The 13,223-nt window shown below is 52.8% G+C and carries 11 protein-coding genes; 3 read left to right on the top strand and 8 right to left on the bottom strand.

The window, feature by feature from the left end; all coding sequences use genetic code 11:
* Positions 1-79: 79 nt before the first annotated feature.
* The 3 genes from NYE26_RS08855 to NYE26_RS08845 are packed head-to-tail and all read right to left on the bottom strand — an operon-like array spanning position 80 to position 1,708.
* Entirely contained in the window at positions 80-466 is a 387-nt protein-coding gene (locus NYE26_RS08855; protein ID WP_339257410.1) for a DUF1801 domain-containing protein, read from the bottom strand.
* Positions 467-473: 7 nt separating this feature from the next.
* Positions 474-725 (bottom strand): hypothetical protein, encoded by a 252-nt coding sequence (locus tag NYE26_RS08850; RefSeq protein WP_339255166.1) that lies wholly within the window; start codon positions 723-725, stop codon positions 474-476.
* Positions 726-775: 50 nt separating this feature from the next.
* Entirely contained in the window at positions 776-1,708 is a 933-nt protein-coding gene (locus NYE26_RS08845) for an alpha/beta hydrolase-fold protein (RefSeq protein ID WP_339255165.1), read from the bottom strand.
* A 226-nt stretch (positions 1,709-1,934) separates the two neighbouring features.
* Here NYE26_RS08845 and NYE26_RS08840 point away from each other — a divergent pair, with 226 nt between their 5' ends.
* Together NYE26_RS08840 and NYE26_RS08835 are read left to right on the top strand one after the other, a co-directional pair.
* Positions 1,935-2,426, top strand: a complete 492-nt coding sequence (locus NYE26_RS08840; RefSeq protein ID WP_339255164.1) for a sigma-70 family RNA polymerase sigma factor — start codon at positions 1,935-1,937, stop codon at positions 2,424-2,426.
* A gap of 20 nt (positions 2,427-2,446) precedes the next feature.
* The gene (locus NYE26_RS08835) at positions 2,447-3,967 is read left to right on the top strand and encodes a DUF4179 domain-containing protein (protein ID WP_339255163.1); all 1,521 of its coding nucleotides are present in this window, start codon (positions 2,447-2,449) and stop codon (positions 3,965-3,967) included.
* Between the two features lie 109 nt (positions 3,968-4,076).
* On the opposite strand, the gene NYE26_RS08830 is transcribed toward NYE26_RS08835, so the two are convergent.
* Together NYE26_RS08830 and NYE26_RS08825 are read right to left on the bottom strand one after the other, a co-directional pair.
* The gene (locus tag NYE26_RS08830; protein WP_339255162.1) at positions 4,077-5,318 is read right to left on the bottom strand and encodes an RICIN domain-containing protein; all 1,242 of its coding nucleotides are present in this window, start codon (positions 5,316-5,318) and stop codon (positions 4,077-4,079) included.
* Positions 5,319-5,623: 305 nt separating this feature from the next.
* On the bottom strand, positions 5,624-6,271 hold the full coding sequence (locus NYE26_RS08825; RefSeq protein WP_339255161.1) for a hypothetical protein: 648 nt from the start codon (positions 6,269-6,271) through the stop codon (positions 5,624-5,626).
* Positions 6,272-6,445: 174 nt separating this feature from the next.
* On the opposite strand from NYE26_RS08825, the gene NYE26_RS08820 reads away from it, so the two are divergent.
* A complete protein-coding gene (locus tag NYE26_RS08820) occupies positions 6,446-7,333 on the top strand; it encodes a fructose bisphosphate aldolase (RefSeq protein ID WP_339255160.1) in 888 nt (295 codons plus the stop codon).
* Between the two features lie 199 nt (positions 7,334-7,532).
* Here NYE26_RS08820 and NYE26_RS08815 read toward each other — a convergent pair whose 3' ends face one another.
* From NYE26_RS08815 to NYE26_RS08805, 3 genes are all read right to left on the bottom strand, one after another.
* A complete protein-coding gene (locus tag NYE26_RS08815) occupies positions 7,533-8,663 on the bottom strand; it encodes an IS4 family transposase (protein ID WP_339250465.1) in 1,131 nt (376 codons plus the stop codon).
* A 298-nt stretch (positions 8,664-8,961) separates the two neighbouring features.
* Complete coding sequence (locus NYE26_RS08810; RefSeq protein WP_339255159.1) at positions 8,962-10,011, bottom strand: Atu2307/SP_0267 family LLM class monooxygenase; 1,050 nt, start codon at positions 10,009-10,011, stop codon at positions 8,962-8,964.
* A gap of 160 nt (positions 10,012-10,171) precedes the next feature.
* A complete protein-coding gene (locus tag NYE26_RS08805) occupies positions 10,172-13,102 on the bottom strand; it encodes an insulinase family protein (RefSeq protein ID WP_339255158.1) in 2,931 nt (976 codons plus the stop codon).
* Between the last annotated feature and the right edge of the window lie 121 nt (positions 13,103-13,223).

Raw genomic sequence — 13,223 nt, 5'->3', positions numbered from 1 at the left:
TAGGGGCTGTCCCAAGTAGCCAGTTCACGGCTTCGGGACAGCCCCTTATTTTAAATTGGATCGACATGAGCCCGTCCTCTTACTTCTTCTTCCGCTTCTCTGCGGCCTGCTGCTGATTCTCTTCCACTCTGTAATTGACGATTCTGGTAATGAGCTCATAAGGGAGCGGCTCCTTGATGGGAAACTGCACCGAACCCTTGGCTCCTTTGTACTGCGCCAGTTCCTCCTTGAAGGCTTCGATTCCACTAGGTGCCGGGTAGAACCCAATATGCGTCTTGTAGGCGGCAAAATGCACCAGATTCTTATGCAGGAACCAGGTCGGCATCTGATAGCTGATCTTCTCCACTGCCTCCGGCGCAGCTTCCGAAATGACCTTACGCAAGCTCTGCAGAAGCTCCTGGATCTCCGGCGCAAAGGCGGCAATATACTGGTCCACCGATTCATAGGTAACTTTATTCTTTTCCACTTCGGCTTCATCTCCCTTGGGTTGGTTCAAAGATACAGCTTCCCTCATTCAGCAGTGCAGAAAGTGCGTTCACTCCCTGGCTGCGGGCCAGCATGGCTACCTTTTCGGCTGCTATCATATTGTTCATCACAGCTTCCTTCCGCATCAGCTGCGGGTTAAGCGCCTTCACTGCATACTCTGCCTGATTCGTGGTCACACGATACATCCGGTGGAGGAAACCGCCGAAGATTTGCTCCGGCACACCACTCAGTAAGCCCAACTTATATGTAGCACACAGCTTTTCAAAATTCAATGTGTAATTCCTAAGCGTCATGATCCATCTGTCCTCCCGGCATAGAACTTCAAATATTCGTCCATGTGGCTCTTCCAATAGTCCCCGTCATGCTGGCCTGCTCTGAGGTGATATTCTACCGGCACGCCCTTCTCCTTAAGCAGGGTATACAGTTGCTCCGTGCCTTCATAGAACCGGTAGCTATCCTCCGCCCCGCAGTCCAGGTAGATACTCAACTTCGATAAGTCCCTGTTCTGCGCCAAAAGAAGCGGGTCACGCTCCTGCCGCAGCGCTTCCGTCGGATAGAGAAACTGGACCAGGCCGTTCTCGCCTCCGGCAAGAGACCAGTCATCCAAGAACAGCGCCGGGCTATGCCCGCCAACCCTGCTATAGACATCGCTATGCAAAAACGCCGAATGCAGGCTGATAAAACCACCCATCGATATACCGCCAATATAGCGGGAATCGCGCTCAGCCAGAGTTTTGAAATGTGAATCTGTATACTCCACAACATCCTTGACCAGATAATCCTCATACCGTTCACCGCCCAGCGCTGCGGGATCACCCGGATTAGCTACAGCATTCAGCCCGTAGCTGTTGTCCATCTGGGGAGCGACGATAATGAGCGGCTCGATTTGACCGGCCTCAATCAGTCGTTCTGCATTCTGCTGAAGGTTCAGTCCGTCAAAAATATCCGTCTCCCGGCTGCCGTAGCCATGGATGAAATAGAGAACCGGATAACGCTGAGAGGCATTGTACCCTGTAGGAAGATAGACACTGAGCCGCATCTCCCGGTCCAGGGCCTCACTGTGAAAAACCAGATTCTGTACGCCCGGGCTTTGCAGCGGTGCCGTCTCAACCTTTTCAGCTGCCCCTTGAGGGTCCTCGCCTGAGTTCCGTGAACAACCTCCCAGCACTATACACAGTATGATCAGGAGCAGATACAGCCTGGAGCTTCGAGAACCTTTCATATCGACCGCCTCCCGTTCTCCGCCACAATCGTAGCGCTTACAATTAACAGTACCACAAATCTGGATAATTATAGTAGTGCTGGCTGGCCTATCTGATATGTGTTTTAATAAAAATCAATCGTTTTTCCGGTTAGCTCCGTCTTACTTATGAAAACATATTTAAAGGACGACTTCTTCCATAGACCAACACAATAAGGAAGAGGGGATGGTGAATGGGGGGAAGACAATGAACAAAGCCAATACAGCAGATCTGGCGCTGATGGATGAAGAGGTGTTCTATGAGCGGCTTGCAAAGGAGCACCGTAAACTGTATGCACTCGCGTACAGCTATCTGCGCTCAGAAGCAGATGCCCTGGAAGCGGTGCAGGAAGCCTCGTGCCGGGCCTGGATGAAGCGTAAACAGCTCAAAAACGAGCAGGCCTTCACACCATGGCTGCTCCGGATTACCATCAACTGCTGCATGGATGAGCTAAGGCGTAAAAAACGCGTTGTGCTGACAGAGAAACTGGAGGAGGAGCCCCAGGAGATGAGGAGCAGCGACCGTCTCGATCTGGAGCGGGCGATGAGCCGGATGAAGCCGAAATACCGGCATGCTGTGATGCTCAAGTATTACCAGGATATGACGACCACTGAAATTGCCAAGGTACTGAATAAGCCCGAAGGCACGATCAAAACCTGGCTGCGTGAAGGACTTAGGCTGTTGCGGAAATATCTGTGAGCAAATCGGAGGTGACAGAAATGTTGGAAAAAGAAGAGCGTGTCCTGAAACAGGATGCCCAGGAGGTCCATCTTCATGCAGAGGAGATTCAGGAATTGAAAATTCATAATGCAATGCGCAGCGGAATGGCGCAAGGGAAAAAACGCAGCAAACGGCGTTTCTATTCCTATGGGGCCGGCGCCGTATTAGCCGCGGCCGCGGCCATTTTTGTGCTTGTCTCATCCATCGGCTTGCCGGCCGAAGGTACAGACGATTCGGTCCTCGGCGGTTCAGTGCAGGCGGCCAGTACCACAAGCTGGAATGATTTTGCGGACTATCGCAAACAGCCATTAACGAACCGGGTGGTTGGCGACATCCTGGAACGAAATCTGGTAAAGCCGGTCCGTCAAAGCGCAACAAACAATGGATACCGCATGGATGTGGATGGCGCCGTCACGGATGGCCGTAAAGTGTATATCCTGTTCAGCGTGCAGAACGATTCGGATACAGAAATTATACCTGCGGATACGAAAATTCAATTCGGTGATTTTGAGGTTCCATATCCACACCGGGGCGCAGCCTTGGAAATGGCGTACGATAGCGACTCCCGGATTCCGCCCGGCGGAAGCAAGGACTTTATTTATTCCACTAATTATCCGGCTTCCATCACTGATTCCAAGGATCTGAAGTTCACTGTAATTCTAACCGGAACGTCCGATCAGGCGCTCGTTTCCAGCAGCAACAAGTATCGGACCGGCCTGGAGGTATCGTTTCAGCTTGATCCGGGCAGGTTCAAAGACCAGGAGCACACGCTGCCTGTGAATCGCACGCTTACCGTGGACGGTCAAAAGATCAAAGTGCGCCAAGTGCAGTATACTCCGTTCAATACTTATGTCGATCTGGAGTATGACGAGGCGAACACCAAACAGATTTTCAGCCTGCTGAATCCTGTTCTGATCGCAACGACCGGGAGTCAAACCGAGAAATTGGTTTATCCGGGCAGAATCACGGCCGATAATTCCGAGGTGTACAAAGACCACTCTCAGGCAACGCTGGTGTTCAGGTATACCCAGCTTAACCAGCCGGACTCCACCACGCTGAAGATTGCCGGGATCTCGGCGCTGGAGCCGGACCGTATGAAATTTGTGGTCGATCTGAACAAGCAGCAAGTGATTGAAGCACCGGCAAACGGTTTTGAAATTGTCACCTCCAAGAAGGAACATTCTGCAACAGCGGCAGAGATTCTGCTCCGGCGCAAGGTGACCGGCCTGTCTTATTATACCGATTCGCAAGGGGCAGTACAGGCGGAGTACATCGGCGCACAACTGGCCGACAAATTCACCGATGCGGACGGCCAGGTGCATAATAGGATGAATCGGGAAACTCCACTTACCAATTTTGGCGGCACCTCGATCTCTAGAGATGGTACGGGAACCGGTGAGATGAGTTTATCTTTTGACAGTCAAGCCGCAGATTACCCGCAGCCGCTTACCCTATCGGTTGAGCGCATTTGGAATCCAATTTTGGAGACGCAAAGTATCGAGCTATTCTCAAAGAAATAGAAACTTGCCGCAAACAGCAAGAAGCCCCGCCCAGCCGACAGGCTTGCGGGGCTTCTCCCTTCTTAAGCCCTTTTACAGCAGTATAAGCATTCCTCTGCTTCGTCCGCTCCTAATTAATTTTAATAAGCTTCCATTTCTGGGCGTCGGTTCCGTTATCCGTCCATTGCTGCACGACCGCTCCGTCTGCGGTAGAGGAGTTAGAGACATCCATGGCCAGCCCGCTGGCTTTGGAGATCAGCTTGTAATATCCGCCGCCCACATCGATGATACTCCACCGCTGGGCGTTGCTGCCGTTGTCATTCGCCTGCTGAAGCTGGACTCCGCTTGCCGTGGAGGCATTCGGCACATCCAGCAGCTTGCCGCTATGCATCGCTGTAAGCTTGTAGAAGCCGTCTCCCGTGCTCTCCACTCTGAATTGCTGATTGGCGGCGGTGTAATTGGTCCACTGATGCATTTTGGCCCCGTCTGCTGTAGAAACATCTGTCACATCCAGTACCTTGCCGCTTGCCTTGTTCATCAAGGTGTAGACTCCGCCGCTGACAATTCCGCTCGAAGGAGCGCCCGCTTGATACACCCGCACATAATCCACGAGCATCTGCGCCGGGAAGGGGGTAGCTCCATTCGGAGCACCAGGCCAGTTGCCGCCTACCGCAAGATTCAGCAGCAGGAAGAACGGTTTCTGGAATTCCTCCGTATTGCCGGTTCCGTTCTCAATATAGAATTCATTGAACTGGTTGCCGTCGACGAACCATCTGATGTACTTCGAATCCCATTCCACACTGTATACATGGTATTGGGAGAAGTCCAGATTACCGGATACCCTTCCGAATTCAGCATGGCCGCCTGCATCCCAGTGCACCGTACCGTTGACGGCAGCGTTATTATTTACCCGCTCCATAATATCGATCTCACCGCAGGCAGGCCAGCCGGGCGGGGTGTTGATATTGGAGCCGAGCATCCAGAACGCAGGCCATAATCCCTGGCCGGAAGGCAGCTTGATTCTGGCTTCGATTTTGCCATAGGTGAAATTCTTGAGTCCCTGTGTCTTAATCCGCGCCGAGGTATAATTCATGCCTTCATAGGATTCTTTCTGTGCCGTGATGACCAGGTTGCCGCCGGTAACCTTCAGGTTCTGTGAACGGTTCGTATAGTATTGCAATTCATTGTTGCCCCAGCCGCCGGTACCTGTGCCAATCTCAGCCGTCCAGTTAGCGGTGTTCAGGGAGGAGCCGTCGAACTCATCGCTCCAGTCCAGATTCCAGGTTGCTGCGCTTGCGCTCCCCGCAGGGACCAGTGCGATGAATAACGTGAACAGCATGAACAGACTTAAGAATTTACCTCTTTTAAGCATTATTGCCCTCCTCTATTGATTTCAAAATGGCCAGCCTTATTTCAATGCACGCGTACGTTCGTGCAGTTGAAACCTTTCCCAACCGGTTTCGGACATGGATAATGGCAGCGCCTTCTTCTGCTACATCCCATATATATCGTTTTTGCTTCCCGGAAGAACCAGAAATTTGACAATTCAGCGAACCTGGGGGAAAGAGGGGGCTGGCCTTTCGTAGAACACTGCCTTGTCAGACCAAACACAGCAAAAAACCGCTCTCCAACGGAGGCGGTTCATGCTTTTGCAAAGATGATACCTTGATTGTCGTACTACTCGAGTCCGTGCTCTTCGCGGATCTTATACATCCCTTGCACGAGCAGCTCCGAAGGATCACGGTTAAGCTGCAGATGCGTCAGTAACAGATGGAGCGGGATAGCGCATACGTTATTTCCGTCCGTGATTGCAGGGAAGCCTGCTTCAAAGACCGGTCCATGCTCCTCGTTCCAGGCCAGGCCGGCATGCACCTGCTCCGGTGCGAACTCCTCCGTTACAGCGGCGATACACATCGGAACCAGCACATTATCGACAGCGGCCTTGGCTTCCTCTTCACTGGCGAGCGGCTTAGGCATGGAGTTGCCTCCCTTGGTCTTCATCAGCTCGTGGAAGAAGGAGGCCATCCAGATCTCCGGACTGTTGCCGGACTGGAACCGGGCAGCCAGCTCACGAAGGAAGAAGCCGCAGTAATAATCAGCGTTATCTTTATCCTTCACACGGAATACAAATACCGGCCCGTAGTTGTCCAGGTTCAGCACCTGTCCTTCCACATCGCTGAAGCTCATTTTGAGCGCTACAATGCCGTTATGAAAAACAGCCTTGAGCAGCTCATTCCAATTCTCTTCGGTCATGGCCTGCCCGGCAGCTTCCGCTTCACCGTTCACCGGCTCATTCGTGGTCTCATTGGTAGTTTCGTTTGTCATAATTAAATTCACCCCACTTTCTATCATACCATCCTATTGAACAAGGTAACATACCATATCTCTCAACTCAAATGGAAAGCTCTGCCGGACCCCCATGTATGTCCTTATGCGCAAGTGCTATACTAGACAGGGTACAGTAACCATCTCATTTTGCAGAAGGGAATGAATCTAACCATGAATACTGAACAATTGGACCGGATTCACACTGGCCAAGGCTTTATAGCTGCTCTGGATCAGAGCGGAGGAAGCACCCCCAAAGCACTGCTGCAATACGGTATTAAGGAAGACCGTTATTCAGGGGACGAAGAGATGTACACCATGGTTCACAGCATGAGAACACGCATTATTCAGAGTCCCGCCTTTAACCGGGAGCATATTCTAGGTGCAATTCTGTTCGAGAACACGATGGACCGCCTCATAGACGGGCAATATACCGCCGATTACCTGTGGGAGCAGAAGGGCGTCGTGCCTTTTCTCAAAATAGACCAGGGACTGGCCGCTCCTCAGCACGGAGTCCAGCTCATGAAGCCTATCCCCGCCCTCGATGATCTGCTGAAGCGGGCAGTCAGCAAGCATATCTTCGGCACCAAAATGCGCTCCGTAATCCATGAGGCGAACCCGGAGGGTGTCCGGCAAGTCGTGGAGCAGCAGTTCGAGCTGGCCCGGCAGATCGCCGCCTTCGGACTCGTTCCGATTATTGAACCGGAAGTAGATATCCTCAGCAAGGACAAGCAGGAGTCAGAGCAATTGCTGAAACGGGAACTGGCCGCACGCTTGTCTGAGCTGCCAGATGGCGTGAAGGTCATGCTCAAGCTGTCGATCCCGACAGAGGATAATTTATACAGTGAGCTCGCCGCAGATCCCCATGTGGTTCGGATCGTAGCCCTCTCAGGAGGGTATACCCAGGCTGAAGCCAACGAGAAGCTGGCCCGCCAGCATGGAGTGATTGCCAGCTTCTCCCGCGCCTTATCCCAGGGGCTTAGCGATCAGCAGACGGAAGAGGAATTTGGCCGCACCCTCGCTGCGTCGATCCAGGCCATCTATGAGGCTTCGATTACTTGATCAGATCCATGCTCATTTAAGCTCATAGCTCCATATACAGAAGAGGACCCCAGGCCTAGTGCCGCGGGGTCCTCTTCTGTATATTCCGAATATAAGTTCCGAACTCAAAACTACGCCTGATAAATCACCGGCTGATCGCTGCTGGTACCGCAACAAATCTAAAGTGTTGCAGGATCTGCAGGCGTGTTGATTACCCATATTATGGGATGACAAAAACACCTAAATGTTCTTTACGCCTGAGCTGATTAAGCTGAACCTGCCACTCCAGCGGAAGATTAAATATACGCCAGTACTGCATAAATTCCCATAGAGTCAGCTTAGCAAAGACCGGTACCTTCGGATGAATTTCATCAAAAATGTATTTCAGAAGCACATACGCGGTAAGGGCCACAAACAATTGGCTATACACTGCATTTTCGGTGGTTCCAAACAGACAAGGGACATTCAAATGCTGTTTCACCCAGCGGAAAAAGACTTCAATCTCCCAGCGTGCTTTGTAAATTTCAGCAATCACGTGAGCGGACTCTTTTCTCAAATCAGTGACGACCCGTACGACTTCGCCCCGGTCATTTTCAAATTCAACGACGCGGTGGCGCTGGGCGGATCGGTGTTTCCCTTGACCGATATAACAGGTGATATCGCGTACAATTTTGCTGTCTCCCTCTGCCGGTCGCTGACGTTTTCGCGGCAACACCAAGTGGAGATTGTCTTTCAAACGAATCACAAAGGACTGACCTTGCTGCACATATTGATCCAATCGACCGATTTTTCCATATGCCCGATCCTGGACTAGAAGGTAGTCCTTATCGGCCAAGACTTCTCCAAATGGAGCGTCATTGCGCCGGGCAATCGATTCGACCACCTTCACGGGTGAATGCTGTCCATGCGAGAAGGCCACATGCAGCTTGATACCTCCTCTGAATTTTTTATACGGAGCCCAAGACATACGGGAGTTTGCCGCCGTAACCGTCGTAGAGTCAATAAGCAGAAGATCTTTAGGCAGATTCAGGTGCCGCCGGGTTTGCCGGTTACATTTCTGGACGAGCATTTGAAACAAACGCTTGAAGATATCGTAAGGCACTTCACCGGCTTTGCCCGAAAGAGTGGAGTAATGAACCTTGGGCAAATCGTAGTTCGAGCCCACCCGAGCACTTTGACGAAAGCCATCCCATTTGTGGTAGCAGGCTTGGATAAAGTAGTCGAACAACACACCGACAGTCATTTTGATTCCTGTATCCTCGTAGTTCTTGGTTTGCCCAGTCACCATTTCGACTTCTTCCGGAGTTAATACTTGTTTGAACACGGCCAGGAATGGGGTATTATTATTCATGAGGTCGCCTCATTTCGGTTTGGTTTGGTCGTACTTACCATTACCCGAAATGGCGGCCTTTCTTGTCCCTTTTTTTGGGAAATCAACACGCTTACAGGATCTGCAACTTCCAGCCCTGTATACCTGGGTATGCGGGAGAGATGTTGCATGATATACAGGATTTCTCGAGCTAATCCGCACAAAAGAGGGGGAAATGCTGCCTTTCCTGCAACAATCTTCGATCAAGACCTGTTTAGTGGAGAGAATGTTGTATTTCAGGCAGGATTTCATAGCAGTAGCGCTCTTGCTCTAGCAGGAGCTATGCTTGCTTCAACCGCTTAATTCCCTCCCGCACCCTAGGCGCTACCTCTGTCCCGAAGAGGCGGATGGCCTGCATCACCTCGGCATGCGGCATAGAGCCGTGCGGGACATGCAGCAGGAAGCGGGTGATCCCTACGTGCTCGTAGAGGTGGAGGATTTTGCGGGCAACTGTGTCCGGGTCGCCCACATATAGAGCACCGTCAAAGCTGCGGGCAGCATCGTAATCCGCACGGTGATACGAAGGGAGTCCTTTCTCCACCGCCCGGACATTCGTCCGCGCATGTGTAGACGGGAAGAAGGCCGCTACAGCAAGCTCGTCCGTCTCCGCAACATAACCATGAGAGTGTGAGGCAATCGGAAGCTTGGACACATCATGACCAGCCTTGGCCGCTGCCTCCTTGTAGAGCCGTACATGCATGGCATAATCGGAAGGATTCACATTGCCGATAATCGCCAGAGCAAAGGGCAGGCCCAGGTTACCCGCACGAACCGCAGACTCCGGCGTTCCCGCACTCGCAATCCATACCGGCAGCGGATTCTGCTCCGGGCGCGGATAGATCTCCAGATTCGTTATGGCCGGACGGTGCTTGCCGCTCCAGTTCACCTTGCCGGGCTCCCGCAGCTTGAGCAGCAGGTCCAGCTTCTCGTCAAACAGCTCTTCGTAGTCCTTCAGATCATAGCCGAATAGAGGAAACGACTCGGTGAACGAGCCCCGGCCCACCATAATCTCGGCACGGCCCCCCGATATTCCATCCAGTGTTGCGAAATCCTGAAATACCCGCACCGGATCGGCTGAGGACAGAATCATGACCGCACTGGTCAGGCGGATTCGGGTCGTCAGCGGTACAGCCGCCGCCATCAGCACAGCAGGCGACGAAGCTGCAAAATCAGGCCGGTGATGCTCACCCACGCCGTATACATCCAGTCCCACCTGATCCGCAAGCACGATCTCCTCCACCACTTCGCGCAGCCGCTCCGCATGGCTTAGAGTCACTCCGGTATTCACATCAGGCGTTGTCTCGACAAAGGTGCTTATTCCAAGTTCCACTTGTGTTCCTCCTAAAAGTCAGTAATCTTTATATTCTAAAACTAAATAGTCAAATATTCAAAGAAAACTTTAACCCGCAGCAAACAGGGCGCCCCGGCTGTATTAACAGCTCCAGAGGCACCCTGTTTCGTATTAGCTGGCTAATCGTAGCCGCTCCCGCTTACTTCACCAGCTCCTCCAGGCTGCCAAAAGCACCTGAAGCCGATTTCAGCTTGGATTCACCCCCGACTACACAGAAGTAATTCTGCTGCGTTACCGCCTCAAGCAGACTTGCATAGCTCCTGATATCCCCGGCTGTGGCTGACAGGATTTCATTACGTTCCTGCTGAAGGTCTTCCGCCGTAATCTGCTCGAAATAATGCCGGTCCGCCTGGCGGCCTGTAGCGCCGGGACTCAGCGGCTGGTCCAGCATGGCTAGGGTCCCGATAATCGCTCTCTCCATCTCCGCTTCATCTGCCGAATATTCTCCGGCAAACTGAGAGGCCCGGTCATAGACCTCCAGCGTCTCCAGCAGGTTCGGATCACGGTAGGAAGTGAACAGGATTACGCCGTCGCGGCGCAGGAGCAGATTGCCGCCATACGCTCCGCCCTTGACCCGGACCGTATTCCACAGGTAGGTCAGGCTGAGGATCTTCTTAAGCACCTGCAGCTTGCCGGAATAGGCGAAGCCCAGCTTCTTGTAATCATAACCTTTGACTACATACTGCACCTGGCTCGCGGACATGAAGCCTTCGTTGACCGCCTGCCCCTGTGCTGATAAGAGCGGCAGGGACTCTACCACCCGTCTGCTCAGGTCCAGCTCCTGCACATGTGCGGCGAATTCCGCATACGAATCCGCCGTACCGGTGAGGGAGAGCGTCAGATTCTGCGTATTGAACAACAAGCCGCAGATTTCCTTCAAGGTATCTGCAAGCCCTTCAGCCTGCTGGTCAATGCTGCGGGCAAGCTCCTTGATGAAGCGGTAATACGCCACGCCGCCAAGCTGCTCCTCGTACATCCCCCGGTCCGAGAAGTAGGACAGCACCCGGCTGGCTGCAATCTCATTGCCTTTCTGGGTCAGCATCGCTTCCATGCCGGAGGCTTCGCGGCGGACAATCTCCTGCAGCTTGGACAGGTTATCCAGATTGCTGCCGTAGAGCAGCTCATGCAGCAGCTTCAGAGAACCGCCAATGTTACCCTGCATGACCTTGATCCGCGCGCTGAATTTGGCCTGATAGCTTCCTTCCGCAGACTTCCCTGCTCCGAACACCTCATTCTGGAAACGAATGCCGCCCGTAGTAATCCCGATCTCACTGGTCAGCTCCTCAATACTGTAGGCTTCCGTCTCCAGCTGTCCGAGCACTCTCGCCAGCAGCTCCAGATAAGGAATCTGCTGTGCTGCAAGCACGCTGGTGTCCCAGTACAGCTTGATATAGGCAATTGCACCGGCAGCCACTTCATGATGCAGCACCTTAATCCCGTCCAGCGCAACCTCCACTGTGGGTACCCCGGCCGGGGCAATAGGGTTAACATCCTGGAGGGTCAGCTTCGGCAGCTTCTCCAGCTCCTCTGCGGGGTCAGGAGTATTCTGCCGGGCCAGCAGCTTCTGCGTGCTAAGCACGAGTTCATCCAGCTGTGCCGGGGCCAAAGACGCTTTATATGACGCCAGACGGCTGCGGACCGCCGCATCCTTTTCCCCCGCAAGAGTCTGAGAGGGCTGGAGGACAACGACACTACTGTGGTTACTGTTCAGCAGGTAGGTCTCGATCAGCCGCTCGAAATACCGCTCGCCACTTTGCTCACGGATCGCCGTAATCGCCGCTTCGTACTCCAGATATGTGGACGGCAAGCCGTCATACAGCCAGGCCTTCATCACTTCCATATTGTAGGTGAGACCCTTCGGATATTGGCTGAAATCGGCTTCCCGCAGTTCAAATTCCTTGCTGTTCACCGCAGCGAGCACCAGCTTCTCATCCAGACCTTCCGCAGCAAGGCGGCTTAAGGTAGCTCTGACCAGATTCACGAACTCCTCCTTGGCCTCAGGGTTAGAATGTGTCAAAGCAATACCCAGCATAGGCTGAACCATGCTATCTGAATAAAAAGCAACCACATCCTTGCCCAGACCGCTCTCCAGCAGCGCTTGCTTCAACGGGGCGGCGCTACTGTCCATCAGCATGCTTTTCAGAATGGCAAAGGCCAGATTCAGCTCCCGGTCCAGAGAGGTCCCTATTACATAATTCAAGCTCAAGTATGTCTTGTCCGCAGCCGTTTCCGTCTCCAGAATGGGATACTCCGCCGTAAGCTGGGTCATGCCGGTCGGTGCCTGTAGTGCAATCGAAGTATCCATAGCCTTGCGCGTATAGCGGCTGAGATATTCTTCATGGATAAACTGCAGCCGTGCTTCGATATTCAGGTCACCATAGAGATAGAAATAACTGTTCGAGGGGTGATAATAATTCCGGTGCGCCTCCAGAAACTGTTCATAGGTCAATGCAGGGATATGCTGCGGATCGCCGCCGGAGGAGTGACGGTAGATCGTACCCGGGTAGAGCGATTTTTTGATCCGGTCAATCAGCACCGTCACCGGCGAGGAATACGAGCCCTTCATCTCATTGTAGACAACGCCCTTGTAGATCAGCTCATCCCCAGAATTGGGCAACTCATAGTGCCAGCCCTCCTGCTCAAAAATCTCCGGCTGACTGTAAATGTTCGGCTGAAAGACGCTGTCCAGATAGACCTCCATCAGATTGGCAAAATCCTGGTCATTCTGGCTGGCTACCGGATACATCGTTTTATCGCCAAAGGTAAAAGCGTTCAGGAACGTCTTCATCGAGCCCTTCAGCAGCTCAACGAACGGTTCCTTCACCGGGAATTTGCCGGAGCCGCAGAGGACCGAATGCTCCAGAATGTGAAACACTCCCGTGCTGTCCGCAGGCGGAGTCCGGAACGTGACACTGAATACCTTATTGTCATCCTGATTCTGTACATAGAGCAGCCGTGCGCCGCTCTGCTGATGCTCCAGCGTGTATACGGAGGATTCGATTTCCCGTATGTACTCCTTGCGTATAACTTCAAACCCGGAATAGACCTCACCTGCTATTAAGCTGCTCATAACTTTTCCCTCCTTGGTTCAGGGCTGCCCTGATTCCATGAGCTTATCATATCCGGGGTTTCGGGTTCCACTATGAGCTGCATAGAGGCTTGTTCATTACTATAACCTCCTGATCAAATAT

The sequence above is a fragment of the Paenibacillus sp. FSL P2-0136 genome (assembly GCF_037975325.1).
GTDB lineage: Bacteria > Bacillota > Bacilli > Paenibacillales > Paenibacillaceae > Paenibacillus_AQ > Paenibacillus_AQ silagei.
Note: the sequence above shows the minus strand (reverse complement) of the source record. Positions and strands in the feature narration are given on the sequence as shown.